We start from the raw sequence: 15,988 nt of genomic DNA, 5'->3' as shown, positions 1-15,988 counted from the left end.
GCACAGCGGGTGCGACGCCGACGCACCCTGAATCAGGCACTGAGGGATCGACCCTGCCCGGCTGGTCGCCGGGCGCAGTGACCCGGCGGCCGGAACCGTCGAGTCCGGCGACCGGCCGGGCGGGGGGTCAGGGGGGTCAGGACGCGGCCGGGGCGGGCTTCAGCGGCGCGCAGGCCTGCACCGCCGCCGCGACCTTCGGGTCGGCGGTGTTCAGCTGGTCGAGGTTGCCCTGGACGGTCACGTTGTGCTCGGCGAGGCAGTTGCGGTACGCCGCGTCCTGGCCGTTGCCGCGGTTGCCGCCGCCGTTGCCGAAACCGCCGCTCGGGAAGGCGGTCGGGCGCAGCGACGCGCAGGCCTTCTGGGCCTTCTCCCACGTCTGCTGGTCGACGCCGTCCGGGGCCGTGGAGCCGAAGAAGCCCCCGCCGCCGCCCGGGTTGCCGCCGCGGAAGCCCCCGCTGCCGGACGGGCGGGGCTCGCCCGAGGGCCGGGGCTGGCCGGACCCGCGGCCGCTCGGGAAGCCCGAGGGGCGCGCGGTGGGCCGGCCGGACGCGTTGAACTGCGGGAGGTTGACCCCGTTGTTGCGCAGGCAGGACGCGTAGTCCGTGCCGCCCGACGCGCCCGCGGCGGCCGGTGCGTTGTCATCGGAGGAGCCGCAGGCGGCGGCGAAGAACGCCACCGCGGCGAGCGCCAAGGCCGCGCCGCCGATCCGCTTGTTCATCACCCGTGTGATGCAACGTCGCCAAGCTCGATGGGAGGTGGGCCGAACCTCAAAATTGCCTCACAACCCAACGCCCGCAAATACGGCGAAACGGCTCCCAGCCAACTTTGAGGTCGGGCCTAGCTGGCCGGGAGGAGAACCCGCTGAACTACCTTCCCATGAAGGTCTGGTGGCTGGCCGGAGGGGTCGCCGTGCTCGCGGCCGCAGCCGTGACGACGGTTGTGCTCACGAGTCGTGACGTGAAGGCTCCGGTGCAGGTCAGCACCGCGAAGGTGAGCCGGGGCGCGGTCAGCAGCACGGTGTCGGCATCGGGCACGGTGCAGGCCCAGGCGACGCGCAGCCTCGGGTTCACCACCAGCGGCACGCTCACCGAGCTCAACGTCAAGGCCGGTGACGTCGTCGCCGCGGGCGCGGTCCTGGCGAAGGTCGACGACTCGGCCGCCCAGGACGCGGTGGACCAGGCCTCGGAGAACGTCTCCAACGCCCAGGACGCCCTGGACAAGGCCGTGACCGCGCACGACACCGCGCTGGCCCTGCCCACGAGCAACCCGACGACCGCGGCCGCGACCCCCACAAGGTCGACCGGCACGGGAACCACCGGCGGCACGGGTGGAACCGGAGGAACGGGCGGCACGGGTGGAACCGGCGGCACGGGAGGAACGGGCGGCACGGGAGGAACGGGCGGCACGGGAGGAACGGGCGGCACCGGGGGAACCGGCGGCACCGGGGGCACCAACACCGGGCAGAACACCCAGAACGCCGCCCAGGTCCGCGCCAACCAGGTGCAGCAGACCAGCGACAACCTCATGAACGCCCAGCAGCGGCTCAACAACGCGAAGCTGAGCCTCACCCAGGCCAACGCCAAGCTGGCCGGCACGGTCATCACGGCCCCGGTCGGCGGCAAGATCCTCGCGGCCAGCGGCTCGGTCGGCAGCCAGGCCGGCTCCAACGTGATCACCCTGGCCGGCACCGGCGACGCGGTCGTCAAGGCCCAGTTCACCGAGGCCGAGGTGGCCGCGCTCAAGGTCGGCCAGACGGCGAAGATCACCCTGCCGGACAACGCCGCGGAGAAATACGACGGCAAGGTCCTGCAGATCGACCCGGCCGGCACGGTGTCGAACCGCCTGGTGCGGTACGCGGCCCTCATCTCCTTCGACAAGGTGCCCGACACGCTGCTCTACGGTCAGAGCGCTACTGTCGCAGTAGTCACCGCATCCGCCGACGACGTCCTGTTCGTCCCCTCGACCGCCGTGCACGACGGGTTCGTCACCGTCCACGCCAACGGCAAGGACGAGCGGCGGGCCGTCGAGATCGGGCTCCGCGGCGACGTCAACACCGAGATCAAGAGCGGACTTGCCCAAGGCGACGAGATCCTGACGGCAGGTCAGTGACGATGGAGCCGATGCCGATCGCGACCCAGCCGACCGAACGCCAGCCGAAGGTACTCGTCGTCGACGACGAGGCGAGCATCCGCGCCCTGCTGTCGGCCACGCTGCGCCTGACCGGGTTCGAGGTGCGCGTCGCCACCGGGGGCAACGAGGCCCTGGCGGCGGCCGCGGAGTACGCGCCCGACCTGGTCGTGCTCGACGTCATGATGCCCGACCTGGACGGCTTCGAGGTCGCCCAGCGGCTGCGCACGAGCGGCCGGCCGGTGCCGGTGCTGTTCCTGACCGCCCGCGACTCCGTCGAGGACCGTATCTCCGGGCTGACCGTCGGCGCCGACGACTACGTGGCCAAGCCGTTCAGCCTCGAGGAGGTCGTGCTGCGGATCCGCGCGATCCTGCGCCGCAGCCTGGGCGACCAGCAGCAGCTCGTCGACGGCGGGGTGCTGCGCTACGCCGACCTCGAGATGGACGAGGACGCCCACGAGGTGCGCCGCGGCGGCCACCGCGTCGACCTGTCGCCGACCGAGTTCAACCTGCTGCGGTACCTGCTGACGAACGCCGGCCGCGTGGTGAGCAAGGCGCAGATCCTCGACCGGGTGTGGAACTACGACTTCGGCGGCGACGGCCGGATCGTGGAGAGCTACGTGTACTACCTCCGCCGCAAGATCGACAAGTGGGACCCGCCGCTGATCCACACCGTTCGCGGCGTCGGCTACGCGCTGAGACTGCCGAGAACCGAGGGGTGAACCTGCGGCTCTGGCGGCGCTGGACGGTCCGGACCCGGATCGTCGTCTCGGTCGTGTCGATCGCCGCGGTCGCCTTGATCACCGCCAACGTCATCGGGGTGCTGTTTCTCAACTGGTACCTCATGGAGCGCGTCGACCAGCAGCTCGCGGGCCCCTTCCGGGGTCGTCTGCCCAACGCGTCCGCAACGCAGAACAGGCGTCCGGAGGGCCAGTTCTCGCCGGGCCCGGACTTCCAGGTGTTCCGCTTCGACGCCGAAGGCCGGCCCGACGGTTCCGCCGAGACGCCGCTGGTCGACCCCAAGCTCTTCGGCGACATCAAGCAGCGGGCGGCCGCCGGCGTGCCGTTCACCGTCGACGCGGCCGACACGCAGTGGCGCGTCCGGGTGCAGGAGTGGCCGACCGGCAACGGCTACGGCTACGGCGCCTTCGCGATCTCCCTGAAGGACGTCGAGGCGACACGCGACCAGATGGTGCAGTACACCTCGGGGGTCAGTCTCTTCCTGCTCGTGCTGGTCGGCGTGGCGACGGCCGCGCTGGTGCGGGTGGGCCTCGCGCCGCTGACGCGCATGGAGGAGGCCGCGGCCGACATCGCCGCCGGCAACCTGTCGCGGCGCATCGACGACGCCGACTCGCACACCGAGTCGGGCCGCCTCGGCATCGCGCTCAACACGATGATGACCCGCATCGAGGGCGCGGTGGACGAGAGCGCGGCCTCGGAGCGGCGGCTGCGGCAGTTCCTGGCCGACGCCGCGCACGAGTTGCGCACCCCGCTGACCAGCGTGCAGGGCTTCGCCGAGCTGTACCGACGCGGCGGCGCCCCGCCCGGCCCGGCCCTCGACGAGGCGATGGAGTGCATCGACGCCGAGGTCAGCCGGATGCGCCTGCTCGTCAACGACCTGCTCACCCTCGCCCGCCTCGACGAGGAGCGCCCGCTGCAGCAGCACCCGGTCGACCTGCTCGCCGTCGCCGCCGACACGGTCCGCGACGCGCACGTGCGGGTGCCGACGCGGTTCGTGCAGCTCGCGGCGCTGGACGAACGCTCGGCGACCTTCGAGCCGGTGACCGTCGAGGGGGACGAGGCCCGGCTGCGGCAGGTGATCGGCAACCTGGTCAGCAACGCCCTGCAGCACACGTCGGAAGACACCCGGATCGTGGTCCGGGTCGGGCGCGCCGAGCCGCCGAAGATGCTCCCGATCGCCACCGTCGGCCCGGAGCTGCCCGAGGGCGTTCCGCTGGGCTGCATCGAGGTCAGCGACACCGGCCCGGGCATGAAGCCGGACGACGCGGTGCGGGTGTTCGAGCGCCTGTACCGCGCGGAGGGCTCCCGCTCCCGCCGCTACGGCGGCGCCGGCCTGGGCCTGTCCATCGTCGCCTCGATCGTGCAGGCGCACGGCGGGCGCGTCGAGCTGTGGACGGCGCCGGGGCAGGGCGCGACGTTCCGGGTACTGCTGCCGGCCCTTGACCTTCCCGACGACCTCGCCGACATCGACCTCGATGAGGACCCCGAATCGGGAGAAATGCCCGCAACCGGATTCCGAGGCAACTCCGAGGTTCGCTGAGGTTTGCTCCGAGCGACCTCGCCCAGGATTCCCCTCATGCGTTTGTCGCTGCCGTCTCTGGGCAAGCCACGGATCAACTCCGTGACCCTCGTGAACACCGTGCTCGTGCTGGCCGCGGTCGGCGGGGCCTTCTGGGCGTACCAGATCGTCAACGGGCCGGCCGCGAACGCCGGCACGGGGACGAGTACCACGCGCACCCGGCTCGTGGCCGTCTCCCAGGGCACGGTCTCCCAGACGGTGTCCGCGACCGGCTCGGTCGCCAGCGCCTCCACCGCGAACGCGAACTTCGCCACCTCGGGCACCGTCACCGAGGTCGACGTGAAGGTCGGCGACGTGGTCACCAAGGGCCAGACGCTGGCCAAGGTCGACCCGACCGCCGCGCAGGCCTCGCTGGACACCGCGAAGGCCAACCTCACCGCGGCCAAGGCGGCGCTGACCCGCGACGAGAACAACAGCGCCGACGACGCCACGATCGCCTCGGCCGAGGCGCAGGTCGCCACCGCGCAGGCGAACGTGACCTCGGCCCAGACCACGGTCAACGGTACGGTGCTCACCGCCCCGATCGCCGGCACGGTCACGGCGGTCAGCGGCGCGGTCGGCTCATCCTCGGGCGGCTCGTCCTCCTCGAGCGGGGGCGGCGGCAGCAGTACCACCGGCTCGACGAGCTCGACCTCCTCGAGCTCGGGCAGCGGCTTCGTGCAGATCGCGGACCTGTCGAAGCTGCAGATCAACGCGAGCTTCGCCGAGGCGGACGCGACAAAGCTCAAGGCCGCCCAGACCGCCAACATCACGTGGAGCGCGCTGTCCGGCACGCGGGCGACCGGCAAGGTGGCCACCATCTCGCCGACGGCCACGACCGCGAACAACGTGAACTCCTACGCCGTGACGATCTCGCTGGACTCGCTTCCGGAAGGGGTACGGCTGGGGCAGAGCACCACCGCGGTGGTGACGGTCGCCGAGGCGCAGAACGTGCTGCGCATCCCGAGTACCGCCCTGCGTACCGCCGGCGGCCAGCGCACGGTGCAGGTGCAGGTCAACGGGCAGAACGAGGACCGGCAGGTCGAGGTCGGCATCACCGGCGGCGGCTTCGTCGAGGTCAAGTCCGGGCTCCAGGCCGGCGAGCAGGTCGTGATCACCACGACGACGACGAACTCGACCACCGGCACGAACAACCAGCAGCAGTTCCCCGGCGGTGGCAACTTCGGCGGCGGCGGTGGCAACTTCCCCGGTGCCGGGGCCGGTGGCATCCGTGGGGGCAACTGAGATGACTGCGCAGACGATCGACGACCTCGCGACCGGGACGGGCCCGGCCGTCAAGCCGGTCCTCGACATCCAGAACGTGAAGAAGATCTACGGGCAGGGCGAGACCGAGGTGCACGCCCTGCGGGGCGTGACGGTCACCGTCGAACGCGGCGACTACGTCGCGATCATGGGCTCGTCGGGCTCGGGCAAGTCGACGCTCATGAACATCCTGGGCTGCCTCGACATTCCGACGTACGGGCAGTACCTGCTCGACGGCGTCGACGTGAGCCGGCTCAACGACCGCCAGCTCGCGCTGGTGCGCAACCGCCGGATCGGCTTCGTGTTCCAGTCGTTCAACCTCATCGCCCGGACCACCGCGCTGGCCAACGTCGAGCTGCCGCTCGCGTACGCCGGGGTCAAGTCGGCCGAGCGCCGCCGCCGGGCCCGCGCCGCGCTGGCCATGGTCGGCCTGGCCGAACGCGAGGGCCACGAGCCCAACCAGCTCTCCGGCGGCCAGCAGCAGCGCGTCGCGGTCGCCCGGGCCCTGGTCACCGCGCCGGCCCTGGTGCTGGCCGACGAGCCCACCGGCAACCTCGACACCCAGTCCACCAACGACGTGCTCGCCGTGTTCGACCGGCTCAGCCGGTCGGGCCGCACCATCGTGCTGATCACTCACGAGCCGGACGTCGCCGCGCACGCGAAGCGGCTGATCCGGCTGGTCGACGGACGCATCGTCCAGGATGAGCGGCTGAAGTGAACATCTTCGAGACCATCCGCTTCGCGCTGCGCGCGATCACCGCGAACAAGCTGCGCTCCGGCCTCACGGTGCTGGGCATCCTGATCGGCGTCGCGGCGGTCATCCTGCTCGTGGCGGTCGGCAACGGCTCGGCCCAGGCGGTGCAGAACCAGATCGAGGCGTTGGGCACCAACACGCTCACCGTGACGGCCGGGGCCGGCGGCGGGGCGCGCGGGGCGGCCTCGACCCAGAACACCGCGCTGAACATGGATCTCGTGCCGGCGCTGGAGAACAAGGACGACGCCCCGCACGTCAAGAGCGTCTCGCCGGTGGTGACCGGCTCGCAGGCGGCGACCTATGAGGGCACGGACCACACCATCCCGCAGTTCGTCGGTACCTATCCGGGCTATGTCGGGGCGTCGAACTTCAAGATCGCCAAGGGCGCGCTCTTCACCGACGACGACGTCAAGGACTCGCGCAAGGTCGTGGTGCTCGGCTCGACCGTCGCCGAGGAGCTCTTCGGCAACGTCGACCCGCTGTCGAAGCAGATCACCGTCTCCGGCAAGCTCTTCACGGTCATCGGGGTGCTCGCGGCGAAGGGCGGCAGCGGCTTCAACGACCCCAACGACGTGGCCATGGCGCCGGTGAGCGCGGTGCAGGAGTCGCTTACCGGGTACGGCTCGCTCAGCCAGCTCCTCGTGCAGGCCACCTCGCCGGACGAGGTCAGCGCGGCGCAGTCGGAGATCACCGCGATCCTCAACGAGAAGCTCAACATCAGCGGGTCGTCGACGACGTCGGCGTACCGCATCCTCAACCAGTCCCAGCTGCTGGAGACCCGGGCCAACACCGCCGAGACGTTCACGCTGCTGCTGGGCGCCGTCGCCGGCATCAGCCTCCTGGTCGGCGGGATCGGCATCACCAACATCATGATGGTGACCGTCACCGAGCGGACCCGCGAGATCGGCATCCGCAAGGCGCTCGGCGCCCCGAAGCGCACCATCCTCACCCAGTTCCTGGTCGAGGCGACGGTGCTGTCGCTCATCGGCGGCCTGCTCGGGGTGGCCGCGGCCATCATCGGCAGCCAGTTCACGATCGTGAGCATCAAGCCGGTCATCGTGCCCAGCTCGGTCGCACTGGCTCTGGGCTTCTCCGTGGCGATCGGTCTCTTCTTCGGCAGCTACCCGGCCTCGCGGGCGGCGGGTCTGCGGCCGATCGAGGCGCTTCGGTACGAATAAATCCGTTCTTTCCGCACTTTCCGCGCGGGAGGGTCCCGGTTGCGGTGCCAAACCCCCCGCGGGCATCGCAACCAGGTCCCACTCGCACGGCTTCGTCTTTGAGGAGTGTTCCGTGAGCCACGCCGCTTCGCCGTTCCGCCGTCCGGATACGTCGCCGTACGTTCGCCCTTCGTCCGACGACACCGAGGTGCTGCCGGTCGTGACGGATGACCCGGACGATTCTGATATTTCTGATATTTCCGATTTTTCGGTACTGCCGGCCGCCGATGACGACGAGCCGGACCTGCTCGCCGAGCCGCCGCTGGACGACGATCTCAACGAGCGCATCGCCAAGGCCGCGCCCCGCCGCCTGGCCAACCGTGCCACCTTCGTCCTGGCCGGCCTGGCCCTGCTGGTCGTCGGCTTCGTGGGCGGCGCCCAGGTCCAGAAGAGCTACGGCACCGCACCCGCCGCGTCCGGCGCGGGCGGCGCGAACCCGGCCGCCCTGGCGAGCGCCTTCGCCCGCAACGGCGGCCAGTTCCCGGGCGGCGGCGCCCAGGGCAACGGCGGCGGCGCCGGCACCGGCGCCCGCGGCGGCGTGACGGGCACGGTCAAGCTGGTGGACGGCACGACGGTGTACGTGCAGACCGCCGACGGCCAGACCGTGATCGTGAAGACGAGCGACAAGACCACGGTCTCGACGCCGGGCGCCTTGAAGGACCTTACCGCCGGCTCGACGGTGACGATCCAGGGGCAGCAGGCTGACGGTTCCGTGACAGCAACGTCGATCACCAAGACCAAGTAGCTCTACCTTGGCGGCGTGCGCCGCGACGTCTACTCCGAGACCGTGCGCCGCCTCATGTTCCACGAGTTCCCGTGGGACGTGCGGATGGCGGGCCGCCTCATGATCTGGCACCTGTACGCGTGGCCCGCGACCGCGGAGGTGGTGGGCGCGACGGACGCCCTCTTCACCCGCGCCGAGATAACGTCCCTGACCTTCGGCGACCTGGTCGAGCACGGCCTGGACTCCCCGCGCGGCCGGGAGATCCTGCGCTTCGTGAACCGCAGCCATCACGGCACTCCGGTGACGGCCGCGCACAACCGCTTCGCTCTGGCGGCCCTGGCGGTGACGCTTGCCCGCTGGCTGGACGCCTACGGCTGGCGGCCCCTCGCGCCGGGCGAGCGCAACGCCCTGATCGACTTCTACGCCGCGCTGGGCCGGCGCATGGGCGTGAGCGACTTCCCGGCGGACCCGTTCGCGTACCTGGCCTCGTGCGAGGCCTCCTTCGCGTTCACGGAAGCGGGCCGGGTGTGCAGCGAGCGCACCTTGGCGATGGCTCGCGCGCGCGTTCGGCCGTGGCTGCGCGCGCTGGTGCGGCCGGTGGTCGCGAGCCTGCTGCTGCCGGAGGTACGCGCCGCCGTCGGCCTGCCGGACCCGCCGCGCCTGATCGGCACGTCGGTTCGTGCGGTGCTGCAGATCCGCCGCCGCGTGGTGCGCTTCCTACCGCCGCGCCGCGTGCCGACCACTCCCCGCACGCGCCGGATGAAGGTCGCTGAGCGCCGAGCCGGGCGCGGTGCGTCAGACGCCGGCGTAGGAGTGCAGGCCGTTCGCCACCAGGTTGACGCCGAAGAGGTTTACCAGCATCGTTGCCCAGCCGATCACGGCGATCCACGAAGTCACGCGCCGGCTCACGCTCGGGGTTGAGCGTGCGTGCAAGTAGCAGGCGTACACGACCCACGCGATGAAGGACCAGATCTCCTTCGGGTCCCAGTTCCAGTAGCGGCCCCACGCCGCCTCCGCCCAGATGGCGCCCGAGATCACGCCGAAGGTCCAGATCGGGAAGGCGAAGGCGTGCACCCGGAACGTCACGCGCTCCAGGACCTCGGGCTCCGGCAGGCGCTCGCCCAGGGAGTACGGGAAGCGCGTCCTGCCCGCGTCGTAGCCCATGCGGATCAGGTGCATCGCGGCCGCGACGAAGCCGACCAGGAAGATGCCCGAGGCGGTCGAGGCGGCGCCGACGTGGATGACCAGCCAGTACGAGTGCAGGGCCGGGACCAGGGGGCCGACCGGGACGTAGAGGCTCATGCCCGCGATCGACAGCAGGATCGCGGCCACGAGGGTCACGAAGAGGCCCAGGTGGCGCAGGTTCGGCCGGCGCACGACCGTGAACAGCCACGCCGTCATGCCGACCGCGGTGGCCATCATGACGAACTCGTACATGTTGCCCCAGGGGGCGCGCTCCGCGGCGATTCCGCGCGTGACCAGGGCGCCCAGGTGGGTGAGGTAGCCCAGGACCATGAGGACGATCGCGGTGATGCCGGCGCGGCGAGCGCCCAGGGAGGGGGCCGGGGAAACCGGAACATCGGAAATGTCCGAGGAGGGCACGGCGGACCCTCCGCCCACCAGAGCGGGCTCACGCACGGCCACGCGCGCCACCACGCCGCGGCCGCCGAAGGCGTACTCGATCGCGTACGCCATCATCGCCAGCACGTAGCTGAAGATCGTGACGACCAACAATTGGTTGGACAACCCGCCCATCACACAACCTCCTCGACGTTGTCAGTCTGCGCCACCTGCTCGGGCACCGTCGCGGCGGGGGCGGCCGCGCTCACGATGTCGGCGAACTCCTCGGCGAAGCCGGGATGGTCGCTGCGCGGCAGGCCGCCGGCCGCGATGCCGGTCGGCGTGATCCGGAAGAAGATCCGGCGGCGCTTGCCCCAGAGCGAGCCGAGCAGGCCGACGATCAGCGCGACGGCGCCGCCCAGCATGATCGGCTGGCCCGGGTCGTGCCGGACGGAGATGCTGATCCACTGGCGGGTGCCGACGAACTGGACGGTGGTCCCGTCGGGCAGGGTGGCGCTCTGGCCGCGCTTGAGCATGAGCGGGTCGCCGAACTTGGCCAGCCGGCCGGCCTCGATCTGGCGGGTGTCGAGGGTGTAGACGGACAGGGGCGCTCCCGCGTCGAAGCCCAGCACCCCGCGGTACGGCTGCAACATGAGCCGAGGGTCGTTCTCCGCCGGGAACGCCGAGGAGTTGACCGACGGGTCGGACGGGACCGTGGGCAGGTAGATGCCCGAGAACCCGATCTGCGCCTTGTCGTCGCGGGTGTTGGTCTGCGGGTTGATGTTCACGTCGGGGAACGTGGCCACGCCCTGGCTGGTGAGCTGGCCGTCGGCGGGCAGGAAGGTCGCGACGTTCTCCGAGGTTCTGCCGTACTTGTCGGTGTAGCGCAGGATCGGCGCGTACCCGTGGCCGAGCAGCGACACGTTCGCCCCGTCGAGGCGCAGCGGGTCGTTGACCTGCAGCAGGCGCTGCGAGGACCGGCCGTCCTGGGTCACGTTGACGTCGGCCTTGTAGGTCACCGGCTGCCCGTTGTCGAGGTAGGAGGCGGTGAACTTGTCCAGCCGCAGGCAGAACCGGGGCAGGTCGTTCTCGCCGACCTGGGCGCCCAGCGCGTGCTCGTCGTAGTTGAGCAGCGTGTTGCAGAAGGCGAAGTCGTCGCCCTCCACCAGCACGCGGTTGCCGTGCCAGCCGAACCACGAGCCGAACGCGACGCCGAAGATCAGCGACAGCAGGGCGAAGTGGAAGACCAGGTTGCCGGTCTCCTTCAGGTAGCCCTTCTCGGCCGAGATCTCCAGCACGTCGCCGTCCTGGCGCACCGTGGTGCGGAAGCGGCGTTTGCGCAGCACGAGCCGGATGCGTTCGGCATCCTCGGCGGTCCCCGACGGAGCCAGCACGGCGTGCTGCGGCAGCCGTTCGAAACGAGCAGGAGCTTTCGGCGGTACCTTCACCAGCGCCGCGATGTGTCCCCGGAACCGCGGCACCAGGCAGCCGACCAGCGAGACGAACAGCAGCAGATAGATCGCCGAGAACCAGGGCGAGCCGTACACGTCGAAGAACGACAGCCGGTCGAGCGTCGGCCCCCACTGCCGGTGCGTTTCGAGGTAGGTGTCGACCTTCTCCGGCGACACGTTGCGCTGCGGCAGCACCGAGCCCGGGATCGCGGCCACGGCCAGCAGGAACAGCAGCACCAGGGCGGTGCGCATGCTGGTCAGCTGGCGCCAGGCGCGCCGGCTCACGGAGACGGTGGTGTGGTAGAGCCAGCGCATCAGATCGGCACCGTTCCAGCCGGGCCGATGTTCGCCTGCAGGGCGGTCATGAGGTAGCTCCAGACGCCGGTGACCAGGGCGAGCCCGATCAGCACGAGCAGGGCGCCGCCGATGCGGGTGACCCAGCGGCTGTTGCGGCGGACGAATTTCACGACCCCGATGAACCGCTGGAAGCCCAGCCCCAGGGCGACGAACGGGATGCCGATGCCCAGCGAGTACGCCACCGCGAGCGTGACCGCCCGGGCCTGCGAGCCGCTGGTCGAGCCGAGCGCGATCATCGCGCCGAGGGTCGGGCCGGTGCACGGCGCCCAGGACAGCGCGAAGACCACGCCGAGGACGGGCGCGCCGACCAGGCCCGCGGAGGGCAGGCGCTGGATGCGCCACTGCCGCTCCAGGCCCGGGATCAGGCCGATGAACGCCAGGCCGAGCACGATGACGGCGACGCCGACGACGACCTCGATCAGCCGGCGGTGCACGACGAGCGACATCGCGGCGCGCGTGGCGAGGATGATCAGGCCGATGAACACCGCGCTGAAGCCGGCGACGAACAGGCCCACGCCGGCGAGCACCCGGCCGCGGCGACGCCCCGAGTCGAGGTCGGCGCCGGCGAGGCCGGTGACGTAGGAGAGATATCCCGGTACCAGCGGCAGGATGCACGGCGAAAGGAAGCTGACCAGCCCGGCGAGGGCGGCCACCCCGATGGCCAGCAGGAGCGGGCCGCTCGCGGCCACCGTCCCGGCGTCCATCAGGCCTGCTCGGCCAGCAGGTCGCGCACGATCGGTTCGAGCAGGGCCTGATCGACCTCGGAGCGCATGACCGCGGCGATGCGCCCGGCCTTGTCGATCACCAGCGTGGCCGGGATCGAGTTCGGCGGCACGTCGAAGTTCAGGGCGAGCGACGCCGACGGGTCGAAGATGCTGCCGTACGTGGGCTTGATGTCGGCCAGGTACGCCTCCGCCGGCCCGCGCTGGTCCCGCACGTTGACGCCGATGAAGGTCACGCCCTGGGCCTTGGTGGCGGCGAGCACCTTCTCCAGCTCGGGGGCCTCGGAGCGGCAGGGCGGGCAGTACGAGGCCCAGAAGTTCACGACCACGACCTCGCCCCGGTGCTGGGCGAGCTCGAAGCGGCCCCCGCCGTCCATGAGGTCGCCGCCCATGGCGGGTGCCTTGGCCCGCTGGTCCACCGCGATCTTGCGGCTGCCGAGCGCGTTCTGGGGCGTGGCGCTGCCGCAGGCCCCCACGCCCAGGACCGCGGCGAGGGCCACCAGGATCAGAACCCGGCGCATCTCAGGCGCCCTTGGCGTTGCGCGCCGAGGCCGAGAGCGCGATGAGGTGGGCGGCGGGCTCGGAGTAGGCGATCCCGACGATCTTGGTGTCCTCGAAGTGGAAGCTGGTGAGACTGGCCAGCGCGCACTCGCGGCGCCGCGGGTCGTGCCACAGCCGCTTCTTCTCGACGTGCCGGCGCAGGGTCCAGATCGGCAGCTGGTGCGAGACACACACGGCCTCGTGCCCCTCGGCCGCCTCGCGGGCGGCCAGCAGGGCCTGGAACATCCGGGCCGCGATCACGTTGTACGGCTCGCCCCACGACGGGGTCATCGGGTCGCGCAGCACCCACCAGTTGCGCGGGTCCTTGAGCGAGCCGTCGCCCACGCCGACCTGCTTGCCCTCGAAGAAGTTCGCGCTCTCGATCAGCCGCTCGTCGATCGTGACCGGCAGGCCGAGCTGCGCGGCGAACGGCTCGGCGGTCTGCTGCGCGCGCTCCAGCGGGCTCGCGACCAGGTGCGTGATGTCCCGGCCGGCCAGCGACTCGGACGCGGCCTTGGCCATCTGCACGCCGAGCTCGGAGAGGCGGTAGCCGGGCAGGCGCCCGTAGAGGATCTTGTCCGGGTTGTACACCTCGCCGTGGCGCAGCACGTGCACGATCGTCTTCATGCCGCCACCTGGGCCGCGGCCCGGGCGGCGTGCGGCAGGGCCGCCTCCAGCACGCCGAGTGCCTCGTCGTCGATCGCCGTGGAGACGAACCACGACTCGTACGCGCTGGGCGGCAGGTAGACGCCGCGCGCGAGCATCTCGTGGAAGAAGGCCCGGAACGCGGCCACGTCCTGAGTCTGCGCGTCGGCGAACGAGTGCACCGGCCGGTCGGTGAAGAAGATCGAGAACATGCTGCCCGCCGTGGACAGCACGTGGGGTACACCGGCGGCGGACAAGGAATCGGAGGTCAGCTTCGAGACCGTCGCGGCGGTGGCGTCGAGGCACGCGTAGACGTCCGCGGTCGCCAGTCGCAGGGTCGCCAGGCCCGCCGCGCACGCCAGCGGATTGCCGGAGAGCGTTCCGGCCTGGTACACCGGGCCGGCCGGGGCGAGCCGCGACATGATCTCGGTCCGCCCGCCGAACGCCGCGGCCGGCATGCCGCCGCCCATGACCTTGCCGAACGTGTAGAGGTCGGCGTCGACGGGCTCGAGCCCGGCCCAGCCACCGCGGCTGACCCGGAACCCGGTCATGACCTCGTCGAGGATCAGCAGGGCGCCGTGGCGGTGCGCGAGCTCGGCGATCCGGGCGTTGAACCCGTCGCGGGGCGCGACCACGCCCATGTTGCCGGCCGCCGCCTCGGTGATCACCGCGGCGATCTGGTGCCCGTGCGCCGCGAAGACGGCGTCGAGCGCGTCGAAGTCGTTGTACGGCAGCACGAGCGTGTCGCCGGCGGCCGCGCCCGTGACGCCGGGCGAGTCGGGCAGGGCCAGCGTGGCCACCCCGGACCCGGCCGCGACGAGCAGCGCGTCGACGTGCCCGTGGTAGCAGCCGGAGAACTTGACCACCTTCGACCGCCCGGTGAAGCCGCGCGCCAGGCGCAGGGCGCTCATCGTCGCCTCGGTGCCGGAGTTGACCAGGCGCACCTGGTCGACCGGGGTCCGGGCGACGATCTCCTCGGCGAGGGCGACCTCGCCGGGCGTCGGGGTGCCGAAGCTGGTGCCGCGCGCGGCGGCCTCGGTGATCGCGGCGATGACCTCCGGGTGGGCGTGGCCGAGGATCAGCGGCCCCCACGAGCAGACAAGGTCCAGGTAGCGCCGGCCGTCGGCGTCGGTGAGCCAGCAGCCGGAGCCGCCGACCATGAAGCGCGGGGTGCCCCCCACCGCCCGGAAGGCCCGGACAGGTGAATTCACCCCACCCGGCACGATGGCCTGGGCACGGTCGAACAGGGCCTGCGAGGCCGGTGCATCGCCCGCGTACGGGCCCAGACCGGCGGCGTCAATATCGGTCACAGCCTGCCCATTCTGACAGTCGCCCCGGCGCCCCGACGCGCGGGCCTCAGCGCCGTGTGCCCGACACCACTGCGGGCGCTGATCCAATATAGGCTGGTGTCGTGGATCGCCCCGATCTCTCCGTATCCGTGCGCCGAGCGCCCAGCGAGACCGTAGTGGCGCTGACCGGTGAGATCGACATGTCGACCGTGCCGCGCCTGGCCGCCGCCGTCGACGAGGTGCTGAACGAGCCGCCCGCGCGGGTGGTGCTGGACATGGCAGGGGTCACGTTCTGCGACTCCCAGGGGCTCGGGACGCTTGTCGTGCTGAGCCGGAAGGCCACGCTGGCGCAGAGCTACCTGGTGCTCGTCAATGTGGGCGCGTTCCTGATCCGGGTGCTGGACATCACGGGGCTGCGCGACGCGCTGATGATCCAGGAGGCCTAGGCCTAGATCTTCGCGCGGGCCTTGGCCAGCGCGCTCATCGCCTTCTCGACCTGCTCGCGGCCCAGCTCGCCGTCCGCGGCCAGGGCCCCCTTCAGCAGCGCCGTCGCCTCATCCACGGACACGCCCGCCGCGCGCAGCTCGGCGTCGCGCTCCCGCACGAGGTCCGACTGGGCGGCGAGCTGCTGCGTCATCGTCCAGAGCTCGACGAAGACCGACACCTTCGCGCGCAGCACCCACGGGTCGAACGGCTTCGTGATGTAGTCGACCGCGCCGGCCGCGTAGCCGCGCAGCGCCAGGTGGGAGTCCCGGTCCGGCGCGGCCGTGAGGAAGATGATCGGCACGTGGCGGGTCTTCTCCCGGCGCTTGATGTGCCGGGCGGTCTCGAAACCGTCCATCGTGGGCATCTGGGCGTCGAGGAGGATCAGCGCGAAGTCGTCGACAAGGAGCCGCTTGAGGGCGTCCTCGCCGCTGTCCGCGCCGACCGTCTGGACCGCCAGGCCCTGCAGGGTCGCCTCGAGGGCCAGCAGGTTGTCCCGCCGGTCGTCGACGAGGAGCACCTTCGCGGGCCGATCCGGTCCAGTCAAAGGTGGCGCT

General features: G+C 71.3%; 16 protein-coding genes. 8 read left to right on the top strand and 8 right to left on the bottom strand.

Annotated features, from left to right (window positions below; translation table 11 throughout):
• Positions 1-136: 136 nt before the first annotated feature.
• Positions 137-718, bottom strand: a complete 582-nt coding sequence (locus AB0B76_RS01860; protein ID WP_360367703.1) for a hypothetical protein — start codon at positions 716-718, stop codon at positions 137-139.
• Between the two features lie 158 nt (positions 719-876).
• Between AB0B76_RS01860 and AB0B76_RS01855 the strand changes: the two genes are divergently transcribed.
• The 7 genes from AB0B76_RS01855 to AB0B76_RS01825 all read left to right on the top strand — a co-directional run bounded on the left by AB0B76_RS01855 (position 877) and on the right by AB0B76_RS01825 (position 8,405).
• Positions 877-2,109, top strand: a complete 1,233-nt coding sequence (locus AB0B76_RS01855; protein WP_360367700.1) for an HlyD family efflux transporter periplasmic adaptor subunit — start codon at positions 877-879, stop codon at positions 2,107-2,109.
• A gap of 11 nt (positions 2,110-2,120) precedes the next feature.
• Complete coding sequence (locus AB0B76_RS01850; RefSeq protein ID WP_360367697.1) at positions 2,121-2,849, top strand: response regulator transcription factor; 729 nt, start codon at positions 2,121-2,123, stop codon at positions 2,847-2,849.
• Positions 2,846-4,408, top strand: coding sequence for a HAMP domain-containing sensor histidine kinase (locus tag AB0B76_RS01845; protein ID WP_360367694.1), 1,563 nt, complete (start codon positions 2,846-2,848; stop codon positions 4,406-4,408). Before AB0B76_RS01850 ends, AB0B76_RS01845 begins: the two co-directional genes overlap by 4 nt.
• 36 nt (positions 4,409-4,444) lie before the next feature.
• The gene (locus AB0B76_RS01840; protein ID WP_360367691.1) at positions 4,445-5,671 is read left to right on the top strand and encodes an efflux RND transporter periplasmic adaptor subunit; all 1,227 of its coding nucleotides are present in this window, start codon (positions 4,445-4,447) and stop codon (positions 5,669-5,671) included.
• A gap of 1 nt (position 5,672) precedes the next feature.
• A complete protein-coding gene (locus AB0B76_RS01835) occupies positions 5,673-6,407 on the top strand; it encodes an ABC transporter ATP-binding protein (protein WP_360367688.1) in 735 nt (244 codons plus the stop codon).
• Positions 6,404-7,621 carry an ABC transporter permease gene (locus AB0B76_RS01830; protein WP_360367685.1) on the top strand — a complete coding sequence of 406 codons (1,218 nt, stop codon included), beginning with the start codon at positions 6,404-6,406 and terminating at the stop codon, positions 7,619-7,621. The genes AB0B76_RS01835 and AB0B76_RS01830 overlap by 4 nt, the downstream gene beginning before the upstream one ends.
• Positions 7,622-7,733: 112 nt before the next feature.
• Positions 7,734-8,405 (top strand): hypothetical protein, encoded by a 672-nt coding sequence (locus AB0B76_RS01825; RefSeq protein WP_360367682.1) that lies wholly within the window; start codon positions 7,734-7,736, stop codon positions 8,403-8,405.
• A 774-nt stretch (positions 8,406-9,179) separates the two neighbouring features.
• On the opposite strand, the gene ccsB is transcribed toward AB0B76_RS01825, so the two are convergent.
• From ccsB to hemL, 6 genes are read right to left on the bottom strand one after another with little or no spacing between them, the layout of a single operon-like run.
• Positions 9,180-10,139, bottom strand: coding sequence for a c-type cytochrome biogenesis protein CcsB (gene ccsB, locus AB0B76_RS01820; RefSeq protein WP_360367679.1), 960 nt, complete (start codon positions 10,137-10,139; stop codon positions 9,180-9,182).
• Positions 10,139-11,710, bottom strand: coding sequence for a cytochrome c biogenesis protein ResB (locus tag AB0B76_RS01815; protein WP_360367676.1), 1,572 nt, complete (start codon positions 11,708-11,710; stop codon positions 10,139-10,141). Before AB0B76_RS01815 ends, ccsB begins: the two co-directional genes overlap by 1 nt.
• Positions 11,710-12,456 (bottom strand): cytochrome c biogenesis protein CcdA, encoded by a 747-nt coding sequence (locus AB0B76_RS01810; RefSeq protein ID WP_360367673.1) that lies wholly within the window; start codon positions 12,454-12,456, stop codon positions 11,710-11,712. The genes AB0B76_RS01815 and AB0B76_RS01810 overlap by 1 nt, the downstream gene beginning before the upstream one ends.
• Positions 12,456-12,995 carry a redoxin domain-containing protein gene (locus AB0B76_RS01805; protein ID WP_360367670.1) on the bottom strand — a complete coding sequence of 180 codons (540 nt, stop codon included), beginning with the start codon at positions 12,993-12,995 and terminating at the stop codon, positions 12,456-12,458. The genes AB0B76_RS01810 and AB0B76_RS01805 overlap by 1 nt, the downstream gene beginning before the upstream one ends.
• A 1-nt stretch (position 12,996) precedes the next feature.
• Positions 12,997-13,641 carry a histidine phosphatase family protein gene (locus AB0B76_RS01800; protein WP_360367667.1) on the bottom strand — a complete coding sequence of 215 codons (645 nt, stop codon included), beginning with the start codon at positions 13,639-13,641 and terminating at the stop codon, positions 12,997-12,999.
• On the bottom strand, positions 13,638-14,969 hold the full coding sequence (gene hemL, locus AB0B76_RS01795) for a glutamate-1-semialdehyde 2,1-aminomutase (RefSeq protein ID WP_360367664.1): 1,332 nt from the start codon (positions 14,967-14,969) through the stop codon (positions 13,638-13,640). Before hemL ends, AB0B76_RS01800 begins: the two co-directional genes overlap by 4 nt.
• A 101-nt stretch (positions 14,970-15,070) precedes the next feature.
• On the opposite strand from hemL, the gene AB0B76_RS01790 reads away from it, so the two are divergent.
• Complete coding sequence (locus tag AB0B76_RS01790) at positions 15,071-15,394, top strand: STAS domain-containing protein (protein ID WP_360367661.1); 324 nt, start codon at positions 15,071-15,073, stop codon at positions 15,392-15,394.
• A gap of 2 nt (positions 15,395-15,396) precedes the next feature.
• Here AB0B76_RS01790 and AB0B76_RS01785 read toward each other — a convergent pair whose 3' ends face one another.
• Positions 15,397-15,978, bottom strand: coding sequence for a response regulator (locus AB0B76_RS01785; protein WP_360367658.1), 582 nt, complete (start codon positions 15,976-15,978; stop codon positions 15,397-15,399).
• Between the last annotated feature and the right edge of the window lie 10 nt (positions 15,979-15,988).

The organism is Dactylosporangium sp. NPDC049140, assembly GCF_040648435.1.
Note: the sequence above shows the minus strand (reverse complement) of the source record. Positions and strands in the feature narration are given on the sequence as shown.

What these genes read in the sequence shown, in the direction of transcription:
- AB0B76_RS01840 (WP_360367691.1), top strand. Translation starts at nt 4,445, where the DNA reads ATGCGTTTGTCGCTGCCGTCTCTGGGCAAGCCACGGATCAACTCCGTG.
- AB0B76_RS01800 (WP_360367667.1), bottom strand. Translation starts at nt 13,641, where the DNA reads ATGAAGACGATCGTGCACGTGCTGCGCCACGGCGAGGTGTACAACCCG.
- AB0B76_RS01850 (WP_360367697.1), top strand. Translation starts at nt 2,121, where the DNA reads ATGCCGATCGCGACCCAGCCGACCGAACGCCAGCCGAAGGTACTCGTC.
- AB0B76_RS01860 (WP_360367703.1), bottom strand. Translation starts at nt 718, where the DNA reads ATGAACAAGCGGATCGGCGGCGCGGCCTTGGCGCTCGCCGCGGTGGCG.
- ccsB (WP_360367679.1), bottom strand. Translation starts at nt 10,139, where the DNA reads ATGGGCGGGTTGTCCAACCAATTGTTGGTCGTCACGATCTTCAGCTAC.
- AB0B76_RS01815 (WP_360367676.1), bottom strand. Translation starts at nt 11,710, where the DNA reads ATGCGCTGGCTCTACCACACCACCGTCTCCGTGAGCCGGCGCGCCTGG.
- AB0B76_RS01810 (WP_360367673.1), bottom strand. Translation starts at nt 12,456, where the DNA reads ATGGACGCCGGGACGGTGGCCGCGAGCGGCCCGCTCCTGCTGGCCATC.
- AB0B76_RS01805 (WP_360367670.1), bottom strand. Translation starts at nt 12,995, where the DNA reads ATGCGCCGGGTTCTGATCCTGGTGGCCCTCGCCGCGGTCCTGGGCGTG.
- AB0B76_RS01855 (WP_360367700.1), top strand. Translation starts at nt 877, where the DNA reads ATGAAGGTCTGGTGGCTGGCCGGAGGGGTCGCCGTGCTCGCGGCCGCA.
- AB0B76_RS01835 (WP_360367688.1), top strand. Translation starts at nt 5,673, where the DNA reads ATGACTGCGCAGACGATCGACGACCTCGCGACCGGGACGGGCCCGGCC.